We start from the raw sequence: 23,971 nt of genomic DNA, 5'->3' as shown, positions 1-23,971 counted from the left end.
CCGGCGGTAGGCTCCCGATTCCCTCTGCCCGGGGCTCCCTGGCGGGGCCGGAAATCCCGGACCGGCGGATTGTTGCGGTGCGTTCCCTGGTCCTGCGGATGCTTCAGGCTTGTTTGTCGGCCCACGCCGGGAAGTGCGGCCAGGCGTCGACGCCCAGCCAGGAGAACGGCGGCGCGGCGAGCCGGCCAATACGGGTGCGGGACGTGGCCGGCGGCCCTGCCGCGGCCGGCCCAGCGTTTTGTCCGGCCACGGGAATAGCCGTGCCGGGCGACGAGCGGTTGGTGGATTCTGCCGGTGGCGCTTCCAGCGGCTGGACCGGCGGCACTGCCGGAGCGCTGGCGATTGTCATTTGGAAAGCTGAGAAATCGGGAAAAATCACGGCTTTATGCAATTTTCTGCCTCCGAAAGTATGGCGGCCCACCCCCTGGACCGGGATCAGTTTATCCACCAAATTTATTGAAGGGAAGCCCCGGGCGGGCGGGGAAGTCCTGGCCGCTGCCGGTGCGGGCCGGAACCCGCCGGCCGCCCCCGGACCGGGCGCAGCCGGCGGGCGCTACAGCTCTTTGATCATCCTGGTGTTGCCCAGCGTGTTCGGCTTGACCCGCGCCAGGTCCAGGAACTCGGCCACGCCTTCGTCATGCGAGCGCAGGAGCTCGGAATACACCACGGGGTCGACGGCGGTCTGGTCAGCCATGACCTCAAAGCCGTGCTTCTTGAAGAAATCCACTTCGAACGTCAGGCAGAAGACGCGCGAGACGCCCAGCGCGCGGGCATCCTCCAGCAGACGCTCCACCAGCACGTGGCCCACGCCCTTGCCGCGCCAGGCGTCCGAGGCCGCGAGGGTGCGCACCTCGGCCAGGTCCTCCCACATGACGTGCAGCGCTCCGCAGCCGATCACCTCGCCGTCTTCCGTTTCGGCGATCCGGAATTCCTGCAGGCTCTCGTAGTAGGCCACGGTTTCTTTGGCCATGAGGATCCGCTGGTCGGCCAGCGGCGCCACGAGCGTCTTGATGGCGCCAACGTCGCTGGTACGGGCAGGGCGGATGCGGATCGAGTCAGTCACAGCCCAATCCTACGGGGGCCCCGGGCCGGGCCGGCTCGCGGACGGGCCCGGGGCCGCCCTGTCAGAGACCCAGTTCGTCGGGGACAGGAATGTCCTTGTCCAGCAGGTTCCGGGCCAGGAAGTGCTCCACCACGCCGTACCAGACCTTGGCGTGCTGCGGCTGCAGGATCCAGTGGTTCTCGTCCGGGAAGTACAGGAAACGGTGGTTCGTTTCGCCGTTCGCGTCGGCCGCCAGCTGTGACTTGGCAAGCAGTTCGTACCAGAGCCGGAGCCCCTCGCCGATCGGCACGCGGTAGTCCTTGTCGCCGTGGATGACCAGCATGGGAGTCCGGATGTTTTCCACGTGCAGATGCGGGGAGTTCTCCAGCGCCATCTCGGCGGTCATCTCCTTGAGCCAGTACTGCGCGGCGTCCGTGGTGGGACCGAACTGGTCGAGGGCCCAGAGGCTGGCGTGCGTAACTATTGCCTTGAAGCGGTCCGTGTGGCCGGCCACCCAGTTGGCCATGTATCCGCCGAAGGAGCCGCCCATGGCGGCGGTGCGCGTCTCGTCGATGTCCGGGCGCTGCACGACGGCGTCGGTAATGGCCATCAGGTCCGTGAATGGAGCCTTGCCCCATTCCCCCCAGCCGCGCTGGATGTGCTCCTGGCCGTAGCCGGTGGAGAGGGCAGGGTCCGGGAGCAGCACCGCGTACCCGCGGGCCACCAACAGCCACGGGTTCCAGCGCCAGGTCCAGGCGTTCCATGAGCCCAGCGGGCCGCCGTGGATCCAGAGCAGCAGCGGGGCCGGGCTCGCGGCAGACGCGCCCTCGGGCAGGGCCAGGTACGCGGGCACACGGGCGCCGTCGGACGCCGTCGTCTCCACGCGCTCCAGCGTTCCCTTGAAGTGGGGGCGCTCCGCGGGCGAGGGCAGGCGGACGACGCCGCGGTCGGCGAGGTCGATCCGTACAGGTTCGGCGGGGAATTCGTAGGAGCTGCGCAGGGCGTAGGCGCTGCGTCCGTCCGGCGCGACGACGACGTCGGTGTACGCGGCGGCGTCGTCCGTCAGGCGGAGCACCTGGCCAGCCTGGTCCCCGGCGGCACCGATCCGGAACACCGGCGAGGCGCCGTCCTCGTCGGCGGTGACCAGCAGCGCCGATCCGTCCGGCAGCCACGCTGCCGGGCGGGCCCAGCGGTCCCAGTCGTGGGCGAGCGGCGTCAGCGCATCCGCCCCTGCTGCCGGGCCGGCGACGTCGAGGAGGTGCAGCAAGACCCGCGGGGCCTCCAGCGGCGTGGTGTCGCTTTCACTGAGCACCACCAGGCTCCGGCCGTCCGGACTGACCGGGCCCGGGAAGTAGCTCAGGCCTTCCGTGTCCATCAGAACCGTCCGGGTGCCGGTGGCGACATCGATGCCGACCAGCACGTAACGTGAATCGGCATTCGCGAGGGGCTTGGCGAAGCTGCTATAAATCATCGTGCCGTCGGGGCTGACCACCGATTCGGTGTCTCTGAGCCGGGTGCCGGCGTCGGGCGTCAGGTTGCGGAGCTTCAGTGGCGGCGCGGCGTCGACGGTGGTCGGCTTGCCGGCCTCCAGCGGCCCACCGGATTCGACGGCGAACAGCCGCGGCTGCCCCGGACCCAGGTCCGCGTCCCAGTAGCGGACGGGGTAGCCGCTGTGCAGAATGGCCGCGACCTTGTTGTCCTTGCGCGCCTTGCGGCGTTCCTCGTCATTTTCCTCGTCCGTGGAGCCAGCCAGCACCGAGGCCGCGACCACCACGGTGTCGGCGTCCTTGGCGGCATGGACCCCGCCGATTCCGCCGGCGCGGGACAGCGCCACCCGGGCTTCGCCGCCGTCGGACGGGAGGATCCAGAGGGCGCTGACGGGGTCAGCCTCGGGGCTCTCGGGATCGGGGCGGGCAGAGGTGAAGTAGAGGTCGCCGTTGGCGGCGAACACCGCACCCGCCTCGCCTTTGGCGCTGCGCGTGATCCGGCGGGCCTGTTTGACCCCGCCCGGGTCCACCTCCCACAGCGCAGTGCAGTATTCCGTGCCCTTCGCGCCGAGTGTCGCCACGGTAGTGACCAGGCGGGTCCCATCCGGGCTCAGCGTCAAACCGCTCACTTTGGGGATGGCGAGGTAATAGTCCAGATCGTGGAAGGGGGTCTCGGGTTGTTCGCTCAGGGTCTCTGAGTCCTTGGCAGCCATGCACCGATTCAACACCGTATGTGGCATCGATCACAGGAAGTTCACTGAGAGTGAAACACTGCTTTCAGATACGGAGGGTCGCCGAGCTGGATGCCGGGGGCAAACGCAAAGGCCCCGCCGTCCCTTTCGGGACAGCGGGGCCTTGGTCGTGATGCCTAGACGCTCGGAGCGATCTCCGGGATGCGCGGCTTGGCGTTGCCGGCGAAGGTGAACTTCGCGTTGTCGCCTTCGCCTTCCACATCCACCACCACGATGTCGCCGGAGTGCAGTTCGCCGAAGAGGATCTTCTCGGAGAGCTGGTCCTCGATCTCGCGCTGGATGGTGCGGCGCAGCGGCCGGGCACCCATGGCGGGGTCGTAGCCGCGGGTCGCCAGGAGCACCTTGGCCGCGGACGTGAGCTCGATGCCCATGTCCTTGTCCTTGAGGCGCTTCTCGAGGCGGCCGACGAACATGTCCACGATCTCGATGATCTCGTCCTGGGTCAGCTGCGGGAAGACCACAACATCGTCAACACGGTTCAGGAACTCGGGGCGGAAGTGCTGCTTGAGCTCCTCCGTGACCCGGGCGCGCATCCGGTTGTAGCCGGTCTGCGTGTCCGTGCCGGACTGGAAGCCGGTGGCGACACTCTTGGAGATGTCCCGGGTGCCGAGGTTCGTGGTCATGATGATCACGGTGTTCTTGAAGTCCACCACGCGGCCCTGGGAGTCAGTCAGGCGGCCGTCTTCCAGGATCTGCAGCAGCGAGTTGAAGAGATCGGCGTGCGCCTTCTCCACTTCGTCGAACAGGACCACGGAGAACGGACGACGGCGGACCTTCTCGGTCAGCTGGCCGCCCTCCTCGTAGCCCACGTAGCCCGGAGGGGCGCCGAAGAGCCGCGAAACCGTGTGCTTCTCCGAGTACTCGGACATGTCCAGGGTGATCAGCGCGTCCTCTTCGCCGAACAGGAACTCGGCGAGGGCCTTGGCCAGTTCGGTCTTGCCGACGCCGGTGGGGCCGGCGAAGATGAACGAGCCGCCCGGACGCTTGGGGTCCTTGAGGCCTGCACGCGTGCGCCGGATCGCCTGGGACAGGGCCCGGATGGCCTCGTCCTGGCCGACAACGCGCTTGTGGAGTTCGTCTTCCATCTTCAGCAGGCGCGAGGACTCTTCCTCGGTCAGCTTGAAGACCGGGATGCCGGTGGAGTTCGCCAGCACTTCGGCGATGAGGTCCTCATCAACTTCGGAGATGTCGTCCATGCCGCCGGTCTTCCACTGGCGTTCCTTCTCGGCGCGCTCGGCAATGAGCTTCTGCTCCTTGTCGCGCAGCGATGCGGCGCCTTCGAAGTCCTGCGCGTCGATCGCGGATTCCTTCTCCAGCTTCATGGCGGCGATCTTCTCGTCCATGACCTTGAGCTCGGGCGGCGCGGTCATGCGGCGGATGCGCAGCCGCGCGCCGGCCTCGTCGATCAGGTCGATCGCCTTGTCCGGCAGGAAACGGTCCGAGATGTACCGCTCGGAGAGGCTAGCCGCCGAGGCGAGGGCGCCGTCGGTGATGGTGACGCGGTGGTGTGCCTCATACCGGTCGCGGAGGCCCTTCAGGATCTCGATCGCGTGCGCAACGGAGGGTTCCTTGACCTGGATCGGCTGGAAGCGGCGCTCCAGCGCGGCATCCTTCTCGATGTGCTTGCGGTATTCGTCCAGCGTGGTGGCACCGATGGTCTGGAGTTCGCCGCGGGCCAGCATGGGCTTCAGAATCGAGGCCGCATCGATGGCGCCTTCGGCGGCTCCGGCACCCACCAGGGTGTGGATCTCATCGATGAACAAGATGATGTCGCCGCGGGTGCGGATCTCCTTGAGGACCTTCTTCAGGCGCTCTTCGAAGTCACCGCGGTAGCGGGAGCCGGCCACGAGGGACCCGAGGTCCAGCGTGTACAGCTGCTTGTCCTTGATGGTTTCCGGGACATCCCCACGGACGATCGCCTGGGCAAGGCCCTCGACGACGGCGGTCTTGCCGACGCCCGGTTCACCGATCAGCACGGGGTTGTTCTTGGTGCGCCGGGAAAGGACCTGCATGACGCGTTCCATTTCCTGCTCGCGGCCGATCACGGGGTCCAGTTTGTTCTCGCGCGCCGCCTGGGTGAGGTTGCGGCCGAACTGGTCCAGGACGACGGAACCCGCAGGGGTACCCTCGGCCTGCCCGGGGCCGACGCCGGCGCCCGTGGTTTCCTTGCCCTGGTAGCCCGAGAGCAGCTGGATGACCTGCTGGCGGACCCGGTTCAGGTCGGCGCCGAGCTTGACGAGCACCTGGGCGGCAACGCCCTCGCCCTCCCGGATGAGGCCGAGGAGGATGTGCTCGGTACCGATGTAGTTGTGGCCCAGCTGCAGGGCCTCGCGGAGCGAGAGCTCCAGGACCTTCTTGGCACGAGGGGTAAAGGGGATGTGGCCGGAAGGTGCCTGTTGGCCCTGGCCGATGATCTCCTGGACCTGCTCGCGGACACCGTCGAGCGAAATGCTCAAGGATTCAAGGGCTTTGGCGGCAACACCTTCACCCTCATGGATCAGACCCAAGAGGATGTGTTCGGTACCAATGTAATTGTGGTTCAGCATGCGTGCCTCTTCTTGGGCAAGCACAACTACGCGACGGGCACGGTCCGTAAATCGCTCAAACATTTCGCCACACTCCTAGCTACGACGTACTTTGATGCTACGTGGCCCGGTTCCAGATTTGGGGCTTGTTCGCCACAGGGGAAACCGGAGGGTTGCGCATCACCGCCCGGACGCCTCTTCCGGCGGGGGCGGGAGGGGCCGTAACGCTTCCCGTGCGGGGCAACCTGCGGGGCCAGACGACTCCTTCCGGCGCTTACGGGCGGCCAAGCGGCCGGGCCGGGCGGCTCTTTCCGGCGCTTAATGGCGGAGCGGGTGCGGGTCCGGCCCGGCAGGCGTGCCGGCGTAGGCATGGCAATGCCCCCGCTACTTAACGGGGGCATTGGCATTTGACGACGGCGTCATTGCGACTTCACCGCGAATGCACTGCGACTTCATTGCGACGTGATTGCGGCCTGATGACTTGATGAGACTTGATTGCCTCTTGAAGTCTCATGAACCCGGGCCCGTGATACTGCCCCGCTCTGAGCGAGTCCCTGGCTAGGAATTCGCCTTTTGGTAGGCTTCCTGAATTTCGGCCTGGATACGTCCCCGACTGTTTACCGCATAGCCGTTGTCCCGTGCCCACTGACGGATCTGGGCAGAGTCCTGATTCCGTCCGCTGGAAACTTTCGTGCGCGTGGCGCGTCCGCTTGACGTCTTGCGTGCGTGCGACACAAATCGCTCCACAGCAGAGCGCAGTTCTGAAGCATTGCTTGACGACAAGTCAATTTCGTAGCTGACGCCGTCAAGGCCAAACCGGACAGTTTCGTCCGCGGATCCCCCATCCAGATCATCAACGAGGATGATTTTTACTTTCTGTGCCATAAAGGACTCTCTTTCCAAAGATCGAGCGTTAAGAAAAGCAGGATGTATCTGGAATAAGTATCCTCCGCGTTACAGCAGGGAGTCAAAGCGTAAAACTTCTGTTCAAAGGAAAACCACAGGCGGCAATAGGGAACTATTACTTCGTTCTGGGTAATTAGCCCCCGAGGGCCCCGGAATCCTGCTCCCGGTTTTGCGCTTCCGCCCGGGCTTCCGCTTCTGCATGGGCGCGGGCTTCTGCCTGCCGCTCCGATTTATCGGCATTGAATATGGATTTCATGGCAAACCAGAAAAGCAGGCCCACCACGATGGGGGGCAGCAATACGGCGATATAGTCCATGTTCAGTGTCCTTCGGGCTTCAACAGGGGGAAGAGGATCGTTTCGCGGATGCCGGCGCCCGTGAAGAGCATCACGAGGCGGTCGATGCCCAGGCCGATTCCGCCCATGGGCGGCGCGCCGTACTCGAGCGCACGGAGGAAGTCTTCGTCCAGCTGCATAGCCTCCACGTCGCCCGCGGCGGACCGGCGCGACTGTTCGGTGAGGCGTTCGCGCTGGATCACCGGGTCAATCAGTTCGGAGAACGCGGTGCCCCGCTCCATGCCGCCGATGATGAGGTCCCAGGCCTCGATCAGGCGGCCGTCTTCGCGGTGCTGGCGGGCCAGCGGCTGGGCGGACGGCGGATAGTCGTAGACGAACGTGGGGTTGATCAGGGTGGGCTCCACCAGTTCGCCGAAGAGTTCGACGACGAGCTTCTCGGCGTCCCAGCCGGCGTCGACCTTGACCTCATGCTTGGCGGCCAGTTCCAGCAGTTCGGCAACCGGGGTGTCCGGCGTGACTTCCTGGCCTACGAATTCGGACAGCCCCGGGTAGACCGCCAGCCAGGTCCAGTCGCCGTCGAGGTTGATCTCCCCGGCCTCGGTCTGCAGCACGCGGCCCACACCGGCGGCGTCGGCGGCGTCCAGGATGATCTCCTTGATCCGGTCCGCCATGACGAACTGGTCCGCCCACGCCTCGTAGGACTCCAAGGTGGTGAACTCGGGGCTGTGCGTGGAGTCCACCCCTTCGTTGCGGAAGACCCGGCCCATGTCGTAGACGCGGTCGATCCCGCCGACCACCGTGCGCTTGAGGTAGAGCTCGGTGGCGATGCGCAGCGTCATTTTCTGGTCGAAGGCGTTCATGTGCGTCTCGAAGGGACGGGCCGTGGCGCCGCCGTGAACCAGCTGCAGCATGGGGGTTTCCACCTCGACGTAGCCCTGGCGGTGCAGGGTTTCGCGGATGGAGCGGGTGATCGCGGCGCGGGTGTAAACCATCTCGCGGGCTTCGTCGCGGACAATGAGGTCCACGTAGCGCTGGCGGACGCGCGTTTCTTCGTTCAGGTCGGCGTGCAGCACGGGCAGCGGGCGCAGCGCCTTCGAGGCCATGGTCCAGGAATCCGCCATGACGGACAGCTCACCGCGCCGCGAGGAGATGACCTCGCCCTTGACGAAGACGTGGTCGCCGAGGTCCACGAGGGACTTCCACTCCGCGAGCGCCTCCTCACCGATGTTGGCCAGGCTCAGCATGACCTGCAGCCGCACGGCCTTGCCGTCCACACCGCCCTCTTGGAGGGTGGCGAAGCAGAGCTTGCCCGTATTGCGGATGAAGACAATGCGGCCGGTCACGCCGACCGTGTCGCCGGTGGTTTCATCGGCCTGCAGGTAGGCGTATTTCTCGCGGATTTCCGTGAGCGAGTGTGTGCGTTCGACACCCACCGGATATGCCTCGACGCCGCGTTCAATCAGCTTGGCGCGCTTCTCCATGCGGATGCGGGTCTGCTCGCTGGCATCGTGCGGCTCGGCGGCGGTGTTCGGGGCGGGGGTGTTTTGGGAAGTCACAATCCCCAAGTTTACCGTCGATTTGCGCCCGGGCAGGTTCCGGGCCGGTTCTGCCGGGCGCAGCCGGGCGGACAGGGCGCGGGAATAGACTCGGAGCTGTGGAGACATGGACTGTGAGGACCGACGACGGCGAGGGGCACCTCGAGCTGCACACAATCCGTCCTGCGGCGCGGGCGCCGGGCGGGCCGGGCGCATCCGGCACCGCCGCTGCGGCGCAATCTCCAAAACCGCGCGGCGAAGGGTCCGGCGTCGTCATCGTGCACGGGACGCTGATCACCGATCAGCTCTACCGGTCGTTTGCAAGGAAGCTCGTCCGGCTGCTGGGCAGCCCGGTGCACTGCTACAACCGGCGCGGGCGCGCCGGTTCCTCGCCCCAGCCCGCCGACTATTCTGCCGCCACGGAGGTGGCAGACCTGGCCACAGTGCTCCGCGTGACCGGCGCCAGCGACGTCGTGGCCCACAGTTATGGCGGGTTTGTGGCCCTGCAGGCCGCCCGTAGCCTGCCGATCCGCCGGATGGTGACCTACGACGCGGCCGTCAGCCTTTCCGGGAACCTCAGCCAGCGCTGGCGGCCGGAGCTTGAACGTTCCGTGGCCTCCGGCCAGCTTGACGACGCCTGGGCGCATTTGGTGCAGGGCCTGGAGACAGCGGGGCCGGTGTCCCGGCTGCCCCTGGGCGCGCTGCGCATGCTGAGCATCCTCTCCGCCCGGACCAACCTGGGGGCGGAAATGCGGGAACTGCTGCCCACGGCTGTCGCGGAGATGCGGGCCGTGCTTGCCGCCGACGCCGAACTCGGCGAGTTTGCCGCCATCACCACGCCCACGCTCATGCTCAGCGGCGGCTGGAGCCCTCCCTACTTCGCCGAGACGGGCCGCCAGCTCGCCGAGGCCGTCCCGGCCCTCAGCTTCGCAGTGGTTCCCGGGCAGCTCCACGAGGGCCCCATCCGGCCGGGGAACCGGCTGGCCCTCCGCGCGGCGCGGTTCCTGCTCGGCGGGTCCGGCGCTAAAACGCCGCCCTCTGGCAGCCTGGTTGGCAGCCTGACGGCCGGGGGCATGGCCGGTATCGCCGGACGCGTGCCGGCCCGGTGGCGGCGGACCGGGGGCGGCGGCTGACGGCAGCGCAGCGGCCGACCGCTAGAATCGGGGGCGACCCTTTCGAAAGGACCCCCTTGGCCAAGCTCTACTTCCGTTTCGGCGCCATGAACTCCGGCAAATCTACGGGGCTGCTGCAGGCGGCGTTCAACTACGAGGAACGCGGGCAGCGGGTTCTGCTGGCCAAGCCGGACGTGGACACCAAAGGCGACTCCGACGTAGTGTCCCGCCTGGGCATGACCCGTTCGGTGGACTTCCTGATCCCCGCCGGCGCATCGGCCCGCAAGCTTTTCACCGCCCAGGCCCACGGAGACGATCCCGACGCCCTTTTACAGCACGTGGACACCGCGCCGGTGGCGTGCCTGCTGGTTGACGAGGCCCAGTTCCTGGAACCGGAGCAGGTGGACGATCTTTTCCGCATCGCGGTCCTGGACAACGTCCCCGTACTCGCCTACGGCATCCGCACCGATTTCCGGACCCGTGCCTTCCCCGGTTCCCTTCGGCTCCTGGAGATTGCGCACACCGTCGAAGAACTCAAGACCATCTGCCGCTGCGGCCGGAAGGCTATCTTCAACACCCGCCGGATCGGGGACCAAGTGGTCTTCGACGGGAACCAGGTTGCGATCGACGGCCAGGACGTCTGGTACGAGTCGCTCTGCGGCGCCTGCTATCTCGAGGTCTCCGGAGGCCGGCTGGGCAACTAGCCGCACTGCGCCGGGCAGTGCCGTGCCCGATTGAACTGTGCCGTACGGAACTGCGGCCTAGTGAGTTGTGGCTTACTGCAGTGGGGCGCGGCCTCGGCTAGGCTCGGAGCATGACCCGCGAGAACATCAGAACCCCCGACGGCGGAACGATCGAGCTTTTCAGCACGGGCGCCGAGCTCGCCTCGGCGGGTTCGGGTATCGTCGTCGTGCCGGCCTCGATGGTGACGGCCGCCGATTACACACGTTTCGCGCAGAAACTCAGCGCATCACTGGGCCGGCCGGTGCACACGTTCAACCGTCGCGGCCGCGGCTCGTCCTCCCCGCAGCCGGAGGACTACACCCTGGACGTGGACATCCACGATCTCGACGCCGTCATGAAGCAAACGTCCAGCACGGACGTCTTCGGCCACAGCTTCGGCGGGGCGGTGGCCCTGCACGCGGCCCGCACCCTGCCGGTGGAAAGGCTGGCTGTGTACGACCCCGCCGTGTCCGTCAACCACAGCGTAACGGCGGACTGGACACCCGAATACGAGCGGGCCACCGCGGCCGGCGACGACGACCGCGCCCTCGCCGTCCTGCTCAGGGGCCTGGAGACCGGCAGCGCCCTGTCCCGGATGCCGCTGTCAATGCTGACGCTGGCGAACAAGCTTTCGGCGGGCACCCCGATGGGCAAGCAGCTGCGCGACCTCATGCAGACCGGTGTCCGCGAGATTAAGGCGATCATCGCCGCGGACATGCCGGCCGAACCGTTCCTGGAACTTCCGCTGGAGACGCTGATCATTGTGGGCGAGAAGAGCCCGGCATACTTCGGCGTGGCCTGTGCCCAGATCCACGATGTCCTCTCCGGTTCCAGCTACACCATCCTGCCCGGCATGGGCCACGACGGTGTCAACAAGGCGCCGGACAAACTGATCGCCGAGCTCAGCGCGTTTTACGCGGGCTGACCCGCAACAAAGCAACGCGAATCAAACAACGCGGGTCACGTCCCGCTCCCCTCCGGCTGAGGACAGGGGCGCGACGTGACCGGCTTTTTTCTGTAGTGGCGTTGCTCTTAGTGTGCGGGCTGGGCCGCGCCTGCGGTCTTGCGCATCATGGCGGACAGCACGACGGCGGCGAGGGCTATGACGGCCGCCGTCAGGAATGCGGCGTGCATGCCGGCCACCATTCCCGAGGACTCGGCCACGAAAGCGTAGATCGAGACCAGCAGCGCCGTGCCGGCGGCGCCGGCCACCTGCTGCAGTGTGCTCATGATGGCCGAGCCGTGGGAGTACAGGTGCGGCGGCAGCGGGTTCAGGCCCGTGGTGAACGCGGGGGTGAACAGCAGGGCCAGGCCCAGGCTCAGCGCCACGTGCAGGGCAATGATCCACCCCACGGGTGAGCCGGCATCCAGCATGGAGAACTGCCAGAGGGACAGCACCATCATCACCGAGCCCGTCACTGTCAGCGGCAGCGGCCCGACCCTGTCGAACACGCGTCCGATGAACGGCCCCAGCAGGCCCATGGCCAGGCCGCCCGGAAGCAGCACCAGGCCGGTCTCGAGTGACTTCAGGCCGCGGATCTCCTGCAGGTACAACGGCAGCAGGATCACCGCGCCGAACAACGCGATCATGGCCACGACCAGCAGCAGCACGGACACCGTGAACATCCGGAATGTGAAGGCGCGCAGGTCCAGCAGGGGGCCGTCGCTCTTCTGCAGCTTCAGCTGGCGCAGGACGAACGCGGCCAGGGCAACCACACCGATGGCCAGGGCCACCACGGCCGGGGTGCGGGAGCCGGCCTGGCCGCCGCCGATCTGGCTCAGGCCGTACACCAGGCCGCCGAATGCGGGGACGGTCAGCACCACTGAGAGGGCATCAAGCTTGGTCTTCTCGGATGTGCCAATGTTGGTCAGATATTTGGCCCCGATGGCCAGCGCGGCAAGGGCGATCGGCAGCACGAAGACGAACATGAACCGCCAGGAAAAGTGCTCGAGGATCAGGCCGGAAACCGTGGGGCCCATTGCCGGCGCAACCGAAATGGCGATGCTGACGTTACCCATGACGGCGCCGCGGCGTTCCAGCGGCACGAGCGTGAGGATGGTGGTCATCAGGAGCGGCAGCATGATGGCGGTGCCGCCGGCCTGGACGATGCGGGCCAGCAGCAGGACTTCGAAGCCCGGCGCGAGGGCGGCCAGCAGCGTGCCGCCGGAGAACAGCCCCATGGCCAGCATGAACACGGCACGGGTGGACAGCCGCTGCAGGATGAACCCGGTGGTGGGAATCACCACAGCCATAGTGAGCATGAAACCGGTGGAGAGCCACTGCACGGTGGGCGCATCGATCTTCAGGTCCACCATCAGCCGCTGCAGGGCCACGTTCATGATGGTCTCGTTGAGGATCACCACGAACGTGGCCACCAGCAGCGTGACGATAATGGTTACGGACTCCCGGGACATCTTCGCCGGCGCGGTTGGCGCGGTCGGCACGTTCCGTGCGGGGATGGTGGGGGCAGCGCCCGGTGCGGGATCGCCAGAGGCGTTGGACGAGACGTCTGTTGACATGGGAATTCCCTCAGGGAGTTTGGTGTGGGTCCGGCGAGCGTCGGCGCTGCTGCAGGTTCCAACAGTCTAAGGCCCGGAGGCATTCCCATTGCCGGAAAGCAAAGCGGGCTCAGTTACTGCCCGTGGAGGTCCGCCCTTTGGGCCGTAGACCCCGTACCGGTTTTAGGAGTTCAGGGGCGCGTTGTCGATGAGGCGGACAGGGCCCACCTTGGCGGCGATGATCGCCAGCCCCTCGCCGCGGAACGGGGTGTCCCGGCAGTTCTCCGCGAGAGGCTCGAGGGTGCGCGGATCCACCACCTCGAGATAGTCCAGTTCCACCAGCGGCTGGGACCGGACCAGGGCCTGCGCGGATTCGATGTCCAGCGGCTCGTGCGCGTTGGCACGGTCCTCGATGAACCGCAGCGCTCGGGAAAGCACCAGGGCGGCCTCGCGCTGGTCCTCGGAGAGGAAGCGGTTGCGGCTGGACAGTGCCAGGCCGTCGGCCGATCGGACAATGGGTACTGGCACGATTTCCACGGGGAAATTCAGGTCCGCCACCATGCGCTGGACCAGCGCCAGTTGCTGGGCATCCTTCTGGCCGAAATAGGCGCGGTAGGCCGGCAGGCCTCCGCCCGGCAGCCCGGCCCCAGGGATGCCGTAGTGGAGCAGTTTCGCGACGACGGTCAGCGCGCCGTCGAAGTGTCCGGGCCGGGAGGCGCCCTCCCACTTTTCACCCAGGGGTCCCGCCGTGATCCGCACCAGGGGTGACCCGCCGGGGTAGACCTCCTCAACGCTCGGCGCGAACGCCAGGTCCACGCCCTCGGCGTCGAGCAGCGCGAGGTCCGCTTCGAGCGTCCGGGGGTAGCGGTCCAGATCCGCGGCCTCGCCAAACTGCAGCGGGTTCACGAAGATGGTGGCCACCACGACGTCGTTCTGGGCGACGGCCGCCCGGGCCAGCTGGGCATGCCCCTCGTGCAGGGCACCCATGGTGGGCACGAGCCCCTGGGACGTGCCGCCCTTCTGCGCCAGCAGCCGGGCGCTTGCCGCGCGGAGTTGGGCAGCGGTGGTGACGAGTTGGATTGCCATATCAGGGTCCTTCCGGGGCGGGCGTCCCGTTCTGGCCGGGGCCGCCGAGCGCCTGTTCGATGCCGTCGAGTTGTTCCGGCTTCAGGAGCCCGCGGCTTCCCGCCCGGCGGGCTGTCGCCCGGGCCATGGCCAGGTACGCCTCAAGAATATCGCCGGCGGCGCCGTCGTCGTACTCGCGGAGGGCGCCCGCGTGGGCGGCAACTGTACCTGTGTCGCCGCGGGCGACAGGCCCGGTCAGGGCCGATTCGCCGGAGGCGAGGGCGTTTTCGAGGGTGGCGCGCAGCAGCGGGCCCAGCATCCGGTCCGGGGCGTCGACGCCGACGTCGCGGAGCAGCTGGGAGGCCTGCGCCACGAGCGTGACCAGGTGGTTGGAGCCGTGCGCGAGGGCAGCGTGGTACAGGACGCGGTCCGCCTCGGCGATAGCGACGGGCTCGGCGCCCATTTCGACGACGAGTGCCTGGGCGATCGGCAGCATCGCGGCGTCGGCGGTGACGCCAAAGGTGCAGTCAAGGAGCCTCGTGAGGTCCAGGCTCATGCCCGTGAACGTCATGGCCGGGTGGAGCGCGAGCGGCACGGCACCGGCGGCACGGACCGGGTGCAGGATCCCGACGCCGAAGCGGCCGGAGGTGTGCGCCACGAGCTGGCCGGGCTGCCAGGCGCCGAGCTTGGCCAGGCCGTTCACAAGCGGGCCCAGGGCATCGTCCGGGACGGCGAGCAGAACCAGCTCGGCGCGCTCCACGATGTCCTGCACGTCCAGGATCGGGACGCCGGGCAGGAGTGTTTCGACGCGGTCGCGGCTGGCGTCCGAAACGGCGGACGCCCCGATGACGGCGTGCTCGGCTCCGCGCAGCGCCGCCCCCAGGACGGCGCCGACCTTCCCCGCGCCAATGATTCCGACGCCGAGGCGTCCTGGTTTAGCCATGATGCGGGCCTTCCTGAGGGTGGTCTGCGGGTGGTGCGGCCGGCTGGGCCGCCGGCTCCATCCAGTGCTCGCTCTTCTGGCGCTTGCGCGCGGCGCGGGCACGGGCGGACTGGGCATCGAACAGGGCCCGGGCTTCGTCGAGGCCGGCCTGGATGAGCCTCGGTGCCACCGGACCTGCCGTGGTGTGCAGGACCAAATCCGCCACCCGGAATCTGCGGGCGAGGGGGCCTTGTTGCAGCGCCATGGACTGGGTGCGCTGGTGCGGCACCACCACCAGGTTCCGCCACCACCGGCCCGATCTTAGGAGCAGGGCGGTCTCGGTTGCCGTGAAGCCGTTGCGCCGCCAGCCCAGCGGCGCCAGGAACCGGGCCCGGCGCGGGCTGGTGACGAAGCCGCCGTCGGTGTCCTGCCCGCCTCCGCGCTCTGGAGTCCCGGCGGCGTCCGCGAGTCCGGTGATCCCTGCGGTGAACACACCCAGCGGATCCGGGGTTCCGGGATCCGGGAGCACCAGGGAGAGGATTTCCAGGACGTCGGCGAAGGATCCGACCGGAAGCAGCGTGGTGCGGGCCGTTCCCTCGCCGGCACTGGCGGCCACGCCGTAGCCGGCCACGTTGACCTGGATGCGGTACCAGCCGAAAATCCGCCACAGCGGCGGTTGGCTGACCTTCAGCGCCTGGATCCTGCCCGGCGGCACGGTCTGCGCCTGCGTGTCCAGCAGGCCGTACCGCAGCCGGATGCCGTCCGGGGAAACAGCTGCCGTGAAGTTGTAACCCTTGTTGAACGAGGACCAATAGGAGGCAACGATTCCGATCGCGGCGGGGATCAGGAAGACCGCGAAGCTCCGGTTTTCGGTGACGGCAGAGAGCAGCACGGAAGCGATGCCGCCGGCCACGATCATGACGCTTTGTTCGCTCAGGAGCAGCGAGCCCACCAGTCGTGGCGGCGGCACGGTCAGCACCACCTGTTCCGGGGCCTCCACGGCGGCGGTCGCCAGCTCTCCTGTCGACGGGTCTCCCGGCTCCTGCGACGGCGACAGCGACAGTGTCCCGCCGGAGGCACCGGACGCGCCGGCCAGGATTGTCGCGCGGAGCTGCCGGGCCTCGTCCGCGCGCAGGTACGAGAGGCGCACGGCGGATTCGCCGGCGTCGGCGACTTCGAACCTCAGTTCAGCGAGTCCGAAGATCCGGGCCAGCAGGGGCTGCACGACGTCGATTGCCTGCACCCGGTCCAGCCGGGCCTGCCGCTGCTGTTTGAAGAGGAAGCCGGTGTTGACGCGCACGTAGCCGCCCGCCACCTGGTAGCGGGTGAAGTACCAGCTCAGGACGTAGCCGAGGACGGTCAGCAGCAGCAGGGTGCCGCCGCCGAGCAGCAGCCACGGCGCCCGTCCGGCCAGCCGCTCGTCAAAGAGCGGGCCGCCCTGGAGCAGGCGTTCAAAACTGTCGCGGCCGAAAAAGAACAACAGTGCGGCCAGGGCCACCCAGCCACGGACAAAGGGCGAGGCCGGGTGCACGCGCAACCAGCCGGCGTCGGCATTTCCTGCGTTGCCAGCCGCGTCGGCACCGGCGCGTCCGGCACCCTCCGGTGTCAGCGCCATCGCGTCACGCTCTTCCCGTCACAGCCCGGCCAGCCGGGCTTCGCCGCGGGCGGACAGCTGTTCGCGGAGCCGGGCCCCTTCGCTGGCGGGCAGCCCGGGAATCTCGGCGCTGGTCGCGGCGGCGGCGGTGTGAAGCTTGAGCGTGCACAGGCCCAGCGGACGCTCGACCGGGCCCACCGCGATGTCCACGTACTGCATCCGACCGTACGGGACCACGAGGGTGCGTTGGAAGAAGATGCCGCGCCGGATCAGGAGGTCGTCCTCCCGCTCGGCATAGCCGATCGAGCGCACCTGCCGCGGAATCAGCAGGAGCCGCCACAACGCCAGAATCAGCCAGGCGGCGGGAACGGCGACGCCCAGCCAGACCGGCGGCCAGGTCCACACGCCGGTTAGCACCAGGACCAGGGGAAGCGACAGCAGGGACACCGCAATCAGGTTTCCCAGCGCCCACCCTGCGAGGCGCACCTTGACGTACTTCGGTGACACCCTGAGCCAGTCGATGCCCGGAGGATCAATCGCTTCGGTACGCATATTCGCCTTCCGACGAGGGCTTGCTGCGCTTTCCCTGCACGCCGGGCCGGGATTCGGCGTCGCCGTCCTCGGGCGGAATCCGGCAGAACCGCTCGACGACGAGCCCCACGATCACCATGATCAGCCCGCCCCCGGCCATCGCCAGCGCCTGCCAGGTGAGGTCCTGGTTGCTGCGCAGGTTCCACAGCCGCAGTTGCTCCACCACGACTCCCGCATGCCAGCCCAGCAGGACCGCGCCAGTGTAGGCGCAGGCCTGGGCGAGGACCAGCGTCCAGGCCGCCAGGATGGGGTTGAGGATTTTCTTCTTCTTGCCGTTGCGCCACCGCAGCACGCGGATGCCCAGCACCAGGGTGAGTGCCACGATCACACCCATGGTCAGCAGCCCCGTCAGCGGCAGCACCGGGGTGGCCAGGCTGTAGCGGCCCGAGAGCATGGTGGCAGACCAGCCGGCCACGGCCACGACCACGCAAATGGCCAGCAGGAGCAGGGGGCTGGTCAGCTTCACGGCCGCTCCGCCGCGCCGGACACGCCGGTGCGCCCTGTGGCTGTGACATCGGCTGCGCCGTGGGTCTGGAAGCCGTCAAATGTCGCGAGGTCGCCCATATCGGCGGCCTTCGCGGCGAGGTCACCCACGCGTTCGCCGTTGAGCTCCGCCGCGGGTTCGATCAGCGACCACGGGTAGAGCACAAAGGCCCGTTCCGCGGCCCGGGGGTGGGGCAGGGTGAGCTCGGGGTCGGAGCTCACCACGTCCCCGTAGGTGATGATGTCCACATCCAGGGTCCGCGGTCCCCACCGGACCTCGCGCACCCGCAAATGCTTCTGCTCCACGGCGTGGCAATGCTCCAGCAGTTCGTGCGGCGGCAGGGACGTCTCGACCGCAATCACCATGTTCAGGAAGTCAGGCTGGCCCGGCGGGCCGCCCACGGCCTTCGTCTGGACGATCGGCGAGATGGCCAGCAGGCGCACCTCCGGCGGGTCAACGAGGTCCGCGACGGCGGCTGACAGCGTGTCGCTGCGCTCCCCCAGGTTGCTGCCGAGCGCGATCACGGCGCGGGTGTAGAGCGGGCTCACGGCCGGCTCCGGTGCACGCTGACGGAGACGTCGCCGAAGTCGACTTCGATCGGGGCCTTGGGCTTGTGCACGGTGATGTCCACGGCGGCCACCGGGAATTTCTGCAGCACGTCCTCGGCGATCCGCACGGCAAGGGCCTCGATCAGGTTCAGCGGTCCGCCGGTGATCCAGTCGCGGATGCAGTCGGCCACTTCGCCGTAGTGCGCGGTGTCCAGGACGTCATCCGAAGCCGCGGCCTTGCTGAAATCCAGGTGCAGCACAGCGTCGACAACGAACGGCTGGCCGTCGCGGCGCTCGAAATCGAACACACCGTGATGGCCGACGGCGGTGACGCCGCTCAGCGTGATCTGGTCCATGGCGCCCGCCGGATCAGTTAGTGCCGGCGGCGGCAGCCGTTGCCGGGCGCGTCGGGGGGACCATGCGGGCGGCCACCTTGACGGCGTCGAGGCTCGCGCCGACGTCGTGCACGCGCACAGCCCAGGCGCCGCGGAACGCGCTGATGGCGGTCACGGCGGCGGTGGCGGCGTCGCGTTCCACCGGCTGGGCGGCCTTGCCGGCCACGGTCAGGAGGCTGCCGAGGAAACGCTTGCGTGAGCCGGCGACGAGGACCTTGTGGCCCATGGCCTGCAGCACATCCAGGCGCTGCAGGAGCTCCCAGTTCTGGACGTCGTTCTTGGCGAAGCCCAGTCCCGGGTCCACGATGATCTGCTCCGGGGCGACGCCGGCGGAGTACAGCTTGTCGCGGACGCCGGCGAGTTCCGTCACGACTTCCCCGGCCACGTCGCGGTAGTCCGCCAGGGAATTCATGGTGCTGGCGTCACCGCGGCGGTGCGTCAGGATGTACGGGACCTTGGTCTGGGCAGCCAGTTCCGCCATTTCCGGCTCCATGCTCAGGCCCGAAACGTCGTTGATGATCGCGGCGCCGGCCTTCAGGGCCGCAGCCGCCGTCACGGCGTGCGTGGTGTCGATGCTGACGAGGGCGCCGGCCTTGACCAGGGCCTCGATGACCGGCAGGACCCGGCGCAGTTCCTCGTCAACGCCGACCGCCGTGGCACCCGGCCGGGTGGATTCGCCGCCGACGTCGATGATGTCCGCCCCGGCGTAGAACATCCGCAGCCCGGCCGCGATCGCCGTGTCCGGCGTCGGGTGCGCTCCGCCGTCGCTGAAGGAGTCCGGGGTGACGTTGAGGATTCCCATCACGAGTGTCCGGTCCGTGGGCAGGTCCTGGAACTTCGCCGCCGGGCGCGGTTTGCGCAGGATCGGCAAGGGCGAGGTGGCGGGGCCGGTCCCCGGGGCTGCAGCTAGGGAGTCCATAGTCTGTGTTCTTACCTTCCGAGTATGAGGCTCATGGCTTCGGCACGGGTGGCCGGGTCATGCAGTTGCCCGCGCACTGCGCTGGTGACGGTCTTGGCGCCGGGCTTGCGGATTCCCCGCATGGACATGCACAGGTGTTCACATTCGACGACGACGATCGCGCCGCGCGGTTTGAGGTGCGTGACGAGGGCCTCGACGATCTGGGTGGTCAGGCGTTCCTGGACCTGCGGGCGCTTGGCGAACATGTCCACCAGCCGGGCCAGCTTGCTCAGGCCTGTGACCTTGCCGTCGTGGGACGGGATGTAGCCCACGTGCGCCACCCCGTGGAACGGCACCAGGTGGTGCTCGCACGTGGAGTAGAACGGGATGTCCTTGACCAGCACGAGTTCCTCGTGGTCCAGGTCGAAGGTGGTGGCCAGGATCTCGGCCGGGTCATGGTGCAGGCCGGCGAACATTTCCGTATAGGCCTTGGCCACCCGCTTCGGGGTGTCCAGGAGCCCGCCGCGGTCCGGGTCCTCGCCGATGGCCAGCAGGATTTCCCGCACGGCGGCTTCGATCCTGGGGCGGTCCACCTTGGTCTTTGAATGCGGGGCTTCCCCGTCCCCCGCCGAAACAGCGGGGGCGGGAACGTCGTCGTCGAAGTTAGAAGTCACAGAAGAAGCCTAGCCGGGATGGCCATCAGTCCCGATATCCGTAGCACCGCCCTGGAAGGACTCCTGCCCACCGACGCCCTGGGCATGCGGGGGCTGGGCGTCCAGGGGCTCTTCGAGCCGGGCCTGGGTGGCTTCCTCCTGCGCTTCACGCTCCGCCTTTTCGCGGCGCGACTCCACCGGGCCGGCGGTCTGGAGCGTCCGGGTCTCCTTGGAGAGCCAGACGTCGCGGAAGTCGCGCTTGCGGATGTTGGTGAAGATCTGCGCGATTTCGGCCTGGTTCAGCGTCTCGCGTTCGAGCAGTTCCAGCGCGAGCTCGTCCAGGACGTCCCGGTTCTCGGTCAGGATGGCGTAGGCCTCGTCATGCGCGCCGTCGATGAGGCGGCGCACCTCCTCGTCAACGATGTACGCGATCTGGTCCGAGTAGTTGCGCTCGTGGCCGGCATCGCGGCCCAGGAACGGCTCGCCGCCGCCCTGGCCGAGGCGCACCGACCCGACTCGTTCGCTCATGCCGAACTCGGTGACCATCCTCCGGGCGATCCCGGTGGCTTTCTCGATGTCGTTGGACGCACCCGTGGACGGATCGTGGAAGACGAGTTCCTCGGCGACGCGGCCGCCCATGGCGTAAGCCATCTGGTCGAGCAGCTCGTTGCGGGTGATGGAGTACTTGTCGTTTTCCGGGACCACCATGGTGTAGCCGAGGGCACGGCCGCGGGGCAGGATGGTGATTTTGGTGACCGGGGCGGAGTTCCGCAGGGCAGCCGCGACGAGGGCGTGGCCGCCTTCGTGGTACGCGGTGACCTTGCGTTCGTGTTCCTTCATGACCCGGCTGCGCTTCTGCGGGCCGGCCATGACGCGGTCGATCGCCTCATCGAGGGCGCGGTCATCGATCAGGTTGGCGTTGGAGCGGGCCGTCAGCAGGGCGGCCTCGTTCAGGACGTTGGCCAGGTCCGCGCCGGTGTAGCCGGGGGTCTTCTTGGCAACAGCCTTGAGGTCGACGCCGGCAGCCATCGGCTTGCCCTTGGCGTGCACCTGCAGGATCTGGTCGCGGCCGATCAAGTCGGGGGCCTCGACCCCGATCTGCCGGTCGAAGCGGCCCGGACGCAGCAGTGCCGGGTCCAGGACGTCGGGGCGGTTGGTGGCGGCAATCAAGATGACGTTGGTCTTGACGTCAAAGCCGTCCATTTCCACCAGCAGCTGGTTCAGGGTCTGCTCGCGCTCGTCGTTGCCGCCGCCGATGCCGGCGCCGCGGTGCCGGCCGACGGCGTCGATCTCATCGACAAAGATGATTGCCGGCGCGTTGGACTTGGCCTGCTCAAAGAGGTCGCGGACGCGGGAGGCGCCGACACCGACGAACATTTCCACGAAGTCGGAACCGGAGATGGAGAAGAAGGGAACGCCGGCCTCGCCGGCAACCGCGCGGGCCAGGAGGGTCTTGCCGGTGCCCGGAGGGCCGTAGAGCAGCACACCCTTGGGGATTTTGGCGCCGACGGCCTGGAACTTGGCCGGCTCCTGCAGGAATTCCTTGATCTCCTCGAGTTCCTCGACAGCCTCATCGGCGCCGGCGACATCGCTGAAGGTCACCTGGGGCATGTCCTTGTTGACGAGCTTGGCCTTGGACTTGCCGAACTGCATGACCTTGGACCCGCCGCCCTGCATCCGGGAGAGCAGGAACCAGAACAGGACGCCGAGCAACAGCACAGGCACCAGCAGGGAGAAGAGTCCGGAGAACCAGTTGTTTTCGATCGGCTGGTCGGTGAAGCCGCCCGACGGTTTGGCGTCGGTGACTGCCTTGACGACGTCCTGGGCGCGGGCGTTGACGAAGTAGAACTGGACGTTCTTCCCCTTGTCTTGCCCGTCGACCTGCAGGTTGTCCTTCAGCACCAGGTCCACACGGTTTTCGGCGTCGAAAATCTTGGCCTGTTCAACCTTGCCGCCGGCGCTCAGCAGTTCAAGGCCCTTGTCGGTGTCGATTCGGCTCGCGCCGCCCGGCGCCAGAGTGGCAAATGCCAGCAGCAGCATCGCCACCACGACGACAATCCAGATGCCGGGGCCCTTGAAGAAACTCTTAGCTTTCATCTGTTCGGGGCTGGCCCCGTCCCTCCTGGTAGTGCTGCACGGCGACCGTTCTGCGCGCGTGTGGGTGCTGCGTCAGGTTCTAGCTATACACCGTCGCACTAACTCACGCACGGCGGAGGGCAAAAGTTCCCTGTGGGCGTAGCGCGGACGGGCCTCCCCGGCGCCCGGGTCCCGGGCGGGGGGTGCCTCTGCGTGAACGATTTACTCGTAGACGTGGGGGGCCAGGGTGCCGACGAAGTCCAGGTTGCGGTACTTCTCGGCGTAGTCCAAGCCGTAGCCTACGACGAATTCGTTGGGAATGTCGTAGCCGACGTATTTGACGTCGATCTTGACCTTGGCGGCCGTCGGCTTGCGGAACGCGGTGCAGATTTCCACCGACGCCGTGCCGCGGGATTCCAGGTTCGTTTTGAGCCAGGACAGCGTGAGGCCGGAATCGATGATGTCCTCGACGATCAGGACATCCTTGCCCATGAGGTCGGTGTCGAGGTCCTTCAGGATGCGGACCACGCCTGAGGACTGCGTGCCGGACCCGTACGAGGAGACGGCCATCCAGTCCATGGAGACGTGGCTGTGCAGTGCACGGGCCAGGTCCGCCATGACCATGACGGCGCCCTTGAGCACGCCGACGATCAGGAGGTCGCGGCCCGCGTAGTCCTCGTCGATCTGCGCCGCGAGTTCGGTGATCCGTTGCTGGATCTGTTCCTTGGTGTAGAGAACGTGTTTGAGGTCTGCCTGGACGTCGTTTGAATCCACCAATGGCTCCTGTGTAGATGCGGGGTGCGACTAATTTCGGGGCGGCTGTTGAGGCCGGAATACAAGCTTCCCACAGCGGGCGGCTTCGCGGGGAACACCGGCGGCGGCGGTCTGTTCCGCAGCAAGGAGCTGCGCGAGCGAGAGCCGGTAGACACTGACCGCGCCGGGAAGCTCCACCGGGCCTGCCGATCCCTGCCGGCGCAGCAGTGCTTCGGCCGCGAGCAGGCGCTGATAGCTGGGCTGCTGACCTCCGACGGCGGCTGCGGCCTTGGCGATCACCCGGAACCTCACGGCCGGGGCAAGGTCGCGCAGCTCGGCCTCCGGGAGGCTGATCTCGTCCCCGGTCTGCTGGCGCAGCCGGAGGAAGGTGTCATTCGCCACCTCCTCCAGGTAGTCGGCGTCCAGCTGCAGGATCGCGGCCGTGCGGGCGAGGGATTCGGCCACGCCGGGCCCGAGCTTGTCCTCAAGCAGGGGCAGCACTTCAACCCGGGTCCGGGAACGCGCGTACACCGGATCCGTGTTGGACGGGTCGTGCCAGGGTTCCAGGCCCTCCACCCGGCAGATCTCCAGGGTGTCCGCGCGTCGCAGGCCCAGGAACGGGCGCAGCAGCCGGCCCCGGGAGGGCCGCATCCCGGCCAGGGACCGGGTGCCCGACCCCCGCGCCAGGCCCAGCAGCACTTGCTCGGCCTGGTCATCGAGGGTGTGGCCGAGCAGGATCGCGTCCGCACCTGCCTCGCCCGCGGCGGCCTCGAGGGCCGCATGGCGGGCGTCCCGGGCAGCCGCCTCGGGGCCCACGCCGGTGGAGGCGACGTCGACAGTCCTGATCTGCACGGGCGAGAGCCCGAGGTCCGCGAGGGTCCGGGCGGTGCTTGCGGCGACCCCGGCCGAGCCGGGCTGCAGCTGGTGGTCCACGACCACGGCGCCAATGGACACCGGGTGGCCGTCCACGTGACCGCGGCGGGCGAAGTAGGCGGCGACGGCGGCGAGGGCCAGTGAGTCCGGCCCGCCGCTGCAGGCGACCAGGACGCGGTCCGGGTAGCCGGCCCCGGCCAGGGCGTCCTGCAGCATTTTTCGCGCCGTGCCGACCACCGGCGC

23 protein-coding genes are annotated in these 23,971 nt (G+C 67.9%); 3 read left to right on the top strand and 20 right to left on the bottom strand.

Features of this window, described 5'->3' with window-relative positions:
- Positions 1 to 103: 103 nt before the first annotated feature.
- The 7 genes from ACFRJ8_RS02200 to lysS form a co-directional block, all read right to left on the bottom strand.
- Positions 104 to 349: a hypothetical protein gene (locus ACFRJ8_RS02200; RefSeq protein WP_377984506.1), complete on the bottom strand. Its 246-nt coding sequence runs from the start codon at positions 347 to 349 to the stop codon at positions 104 to 106.
- Positions 350 to 553: 204 nt separating this feature from the next.
- The gene (locus tag ACFRJ8_RS02195; protein WP_377984505.1) at positions 554 to 1,063 is read right to left on the bottom strand and encodes an amino-acid N-acetyltransferase; all 510 of its coding nucleotides are present in this window, start codon (positions 1,061 to 1,063) and stop codon (positions 554 to 556) included.
- Between the two features lie 61 nt (positions 1,064 to 1,124).
- Positions 1,125 to 3,242 carry a prolyl oligopeptidase family serine peptidase gene (locus ACFRJ8_RS02190; RefSeq protein WP_377984504.1) on the bottom strand — a complete coding sequence of 706 codons (2,118 nt, stop codon included), beginning with the start codon at positions 3,240 to 3,242 and terminating at the stop codon, positions 1,125 to 1,127.
- A 155-nt stretch (positions 3,243 to 3,397) separates the two neighbouring features.
- Positions 3,398 to 5,890, bottom strand: a complete 2,493-nt coding sequence (locus ACFRJ8_RS02185) for an ATP-dependent Clp protease ATP-binding subunit (RefSeq protein WP_377984503.1) — start codon at positions 5,888 to 5,890, stop codon at positions 3,398 to 3,400.
- Between the two features lie 474 nt (positions 5,891 to 6,364).
- Positions 6,365 to 6,691: an Lsr2 family protein gene (locus ACFRJ8_RS02180; RefSeq protein ID WP_351385338.1), complete on the bottom strand. Its 327-nt coding sequence runs from the start codon at positions 6,689 to 6,691 to the stop codon at positions 6,365 to 6,367.
- 154 nt (positions 6,692 to 6,845) lie between these two features.
- Positions 6,846 to 7,028: a hypothetical protein gene (locus ACFRJ8_RS02175; protein WP_277525310.1), complete on the bottom strand. Its 183-nt coding sequence runs from the start codon at positions 7,026 to 7,028 to the stop codon at positions 6,846 to 6,848.
- Between the two features lie 2 nt (positions 7,029 to 7,030).
- On the bottom strand, positions 7,031 to 8,563 hold the full coding sequence (gene lysS / locus ACFRJ8_RS02170) for a lysine--tRNA ligase (RefSeq protein ID WP_377984502.1): 1,533 nt from the start codon (positions 8,561 to 8,563) through the stop codon (positions 7,031 to 7,033).
- A gap of 98 nt (positions 8,564 to 8,661) precedes the next feature.
- Here lysS and ACFRJ8_RS02165 point away from each other — a divergent pair, with 98 nt between their 5' ends.
- From ACFRJ8_RS02165 to ACFRJ8_RS02155, 3 genes are all read left to right on the top strand, one after another.
- Entirely contained in the window at positions 8,662 to 9,675 is a 1,014-nt protein-coding gene (locus ACFRJ8_RS02165; protein ID WP_377984501.1) for an alpha/beta fold hydrolase, read from the top strand.
- Between the two features lie 56 nt (positions 9,676 to 9,731).
- Entirely contained in the window at positions 9,732 to 10,358 is a 627-nt protein-coding gene (locus tag ACFRJ8_RS02160) for a thymidine kinase (RefSeq protein ID WP_377984500.1), read from the top strand.
- Between the two features lie 110 nt (positions 10,359 to 10,468).
- Entirely contained in the window at positions 10,469 to 11,302 is an 834-nt protein-coding gene (locus tag ACFRJ8_RS02155; RefSeq protein WP_377984499.1) for an alpha/beta fold hydrolase, read from the top strand.
- A 107-nt stretch (positions 11,303 to 11,409) separates the two neighbouring features.
- On the opposite strand, the gene ACFRJ8_RS02150 is transcribed toward ACFRJ8_RS02155, so the two are convergent.
- The 13 genes from ACFRJ8_RS02150 to tilS form a co-directional block, all read right to left on the bottom strand.
- Positions 11,410 to 12,897, bottom strand: a complete 1,488-nt coding sequence (locus ACFRJ8_RS02150) for a DHA2 family efflux MFS transporter permease subunit (protein WP_377984498.1) — start codon at positions 12,895 to 12,897, stop codon at positions 11,410 to 11,412.
- A 162-nt stretch (positions 12,898 to 13,059) separates the two neighbouring features.
- Positions 13,060 to 13,962 carry a pantoate--beta-alanine ligase gene (panC, locus tag ACFRJ8_RS02145; protein ID WP_377984497.1) on the bottom strand — a complete coding sequence of 301 codons (903 nt, stop codon included), beginning with the start codon at positions 13,960 to 13,962 and terminating at the stop codon, positions 13,060 to 13,062.
- Between the two features lies 1 nt (position 13,963).
- Complete coding sequence (locus ACFRJ8_RS02140) at positions 13,964 to 14,884, bottom strand: Rossmann-like and DUF2520 domain-containing protein (protein WP_377984496.1); 921 nt, start codon at positions 14,882 to 14,884, stop codon at positions 13,964 to 13,966.
- Complete coding sequence (locus tag ACFRJ8_RS02135; RefSeq protein WP_377984495.1) at positions 14,877 to 16,478, bottom strand: PH domain-containing protein; 1,602 nt, start codon at positions 16,476 to 16,478, stop codon at positions 14,877 to 14,879. The genes ACFRJ8_RS02140 and ACFRJ8_RS02135 overlap by 8 nt, the downstream gene beginning before the upstream one ends.
- A gap of 18 nt (positions 16,479 to 16,496) precedes the next feature.
- Entirely contained in the window at positions 16,497 to 17,009 is a 513-nt protein-coding gene (locus ACFRJ8_RS02130; protein WP_377984494.1) for a PH domain-containing protein, read from the bottom strand.
- Positions 16,990 to 17,514 (bottom strand): DUF3180 domain-containing protein, encoded by a 525-nt coding sequence (locus ACFRJ8_RS02125; RefSeq protein WP_377984493.1) that lies wholly within the window; start codon positions 17,512 to 17,514, stop codon positions 16,990 to 16,992. Before ACFRJ8_RS02125 ends, ACFRJ8_RS02130 begins: the two co-directional genes overlap by 20 nt.
- On the bottom strand, positions 17,511 to 18,080 hold the full coding sequence (gene folK, locus ACFRJ8_RS02120; RefSeq protein WP_377984492.1) for a 2-amino-4-hydroxy-6-hydroxymethyldihydropteridine diphosphokinase: 570 nt from the start codon (positions 18,078 to 18,080) through the stop codon (positions 17,511 to 17,513). Before folK ends, ACFRJ8_RS02125 begins: the two co-directional genes overlap by 4 nt.
- Positions 18,077 to 18,436 carry a dihydroneopterin aldolase gene (gene folB, locus ACFRJ8_RS02115; RefSeq protein WP_377984491.1) on the bottom strand — a complete coding sequence of 120 codons (360 nt, stop codon included), beginning with the start codon at positions 18,434 to 18,436 and terminating at the stop codon, positions 18,077 to 18,079. The genes folK and folB overlap by 4 nt, the downstream gene beginning before the upstream one ends.
- A gap of 13 nt (positions 18,437 to 18,449) precedes the next feature.
- Positions 18,450 to 19,394 carry a dihydropteroate synthase gene (gene folP / locus ACFRJ8_RS02110; protein WP_377984490.1) on the bottom strand — a complete coding sequence of 315 codons (945 nt, stop codon included), beginning with the start codon at positions 19,392 to 19,394 and terminating at the stop codon, positions 18,450 to 18,452.
- Positions 19,395 to 19,405: 11 nt separating this feature from the next.
- Entirely contained in the window at positions 19,406 to 20,047 is a 642-nt protein-coding gene (gene folE / locus ACFRJ8_RS02105) for a GTP cyclohydrolase I FolE (RefSeq protein WP_377984489.1), read from the bottom strand.
- A gap of 9 nt (positions 20,048 to 20,056) precedes the next feature.
- On the bottom strand, positions 20,057 to 22,123 hold the full coding sequence (gene ftsH, locus ACFRJ8_RS02100; protein ID WP_377984488.1) for an ATP-dependent zinc metalloprotease FtsH: 2,067 nt from the start codon (positions 22,121 to 22,123) through the stop codon (positions 20,057 to 20,059).
- A gap of 201 nt (positions 22,124 to 22,324) precedes the next feature.
- A complete protein-coding gene (gene hpt, locus ACFRJ8_RS02095; protein WP_277525279.1) occupies positions 22,325 to 22,876 on the bottom strand; it encodes a hypoxanthine phosphoribosyltransferase in 552 nt (183 codons plus the stop codon).
- Between the two features lie 30 nt (positions 22,877 to 22,906).
- Complete coding sequence (gene tilS / locus ACFRJ8_RS02090) at positions 22,907 to 23,944, bottom strand: tRNA lysidine(34) synthetase TilS (protein ID WP_377984683.1); 1,038 nt, start codon at positions 23,942 to 23,944, stop codon at positions 22,907 to 22,909.
- Positions 23,945 to 23,971 lie beyond the last annotated feature (27 nt).

The sequence above is a fragment of the Arthrobacter sp. NPDC056886 genome (assembly GCF_042788715.1).
Lineage (GTDB): Bacteria > Actinomycetota > Actinomycetes > Actinomycetales > Micrococcaceae > Arthrobacter.
The sequence above is the reverse complement of the archived record's forward strand: the minus strand, read 5'-3'. Positions and strand labels throughout refer to the sequence as shown.

Coding starts and splice junctions, on each gene's coding strand:
- ACFRJ8_RS02200 (WP_377984506.1), bottom strand. CDS start 349: ATGACAATCGCCAGCGCTCCGGCAGTGCCGCCGGTCCAGCCGCTGGAA.
- ACFRJ8_RS02190 (WP_377984504.1), bottom strand. CDS start 3,242: ATGGCTGCCAAGGACTCAGAGACCCTGAGCGAACAACCCGAGACCCCC.
- ACFRJ8_RS02185 (WP_377984503.1), bottom strand. CDS start 5,890: ATGTTTGAGCGATTTACGGACCGTGCCCGTCGCGTAGTTGTGCTTGCC.
- ACFRJ8_RS02180 (WP_351385338.1), bottom strand. CDS start 6,691: ATGGCACAGAAAGTAAAAATCATCCTCGTTGATGATCTGGATGGGGGA.
- ACFRJ8_RS02175 (WP_277525310.1), bottom strand. CDS start 7,028: ATGGACTATATCGCCGTATTGCTGCCCCCCATCGTGGTGGGCCTGCTT.
- ACFRJ8_RS02155 (WP_377984499.1), top strand. CDS start 10,469: ATGACCCGCGAGAACATCAGAACCCCCGACGGCGGAACGATCGAGCTT.
- ACFRJ8_RS02150 (WP_377984498.1), bottom strand. CDS start 12,897: ATGTCAACAGACGTCTCGTCCAACGCCTCTGGCGATCCCGCACCGGGC.
- panC (WP_377984497.1), bottom strand. CDS start 13,962: ATGGCAATCCAACTCGTCACCACCGCTGCCCAACTCCGCGCGGCAAGC.
- ACFRJ8_RS02140 (WP_377984496.1), bottom strand. CDS start 14,884: ATGGCTAAACCAGGACGCCTCGGCGTCGGAATCATTGGCGCGGGGAAG.
- ACFRJ8_RS02135 (WP_377984495.1), bottom strand. CDS start 16,478: ATGGCGCTGACACCGGAGGGTGCCGGACGCGCCGGTGCCGACGCGGCT.
- ACFRJ8_RS02130 (WP_377984494.1), bottom strand. CDS start 17,009: ATGCGTACCGAAGCGATTGATCCTCCGGGCATCGACTGGCTCAGGGTG.
- folB (WP_377984491.1), bottom strand. CDS start 18,436: ATGGACCAGATCACGCTGAGCGGCGTCACCGCCGTCGGCCATCACGGT.
- folP (WP_377984490.1), bottom strand. CDS start 19,394: ATGGACTCCCTAGCTGCAGCCCCGGGGACCGGCCCCGCCACCTCGCCC.
- ftsH (WP_377984488.1), bottom strand. CDS start 22,123: ATGAAAGCTAAGAGTTTCTTCAAGGGCCCCGGCATCTGGATTGTCGTC.
- tilS (WP_377984683.1), bottom strand. CDS start 23,944: ATGCTGCAGGACGCCCTGGCCGGGGCCGGCTACCCGGACCGCGTCCTG.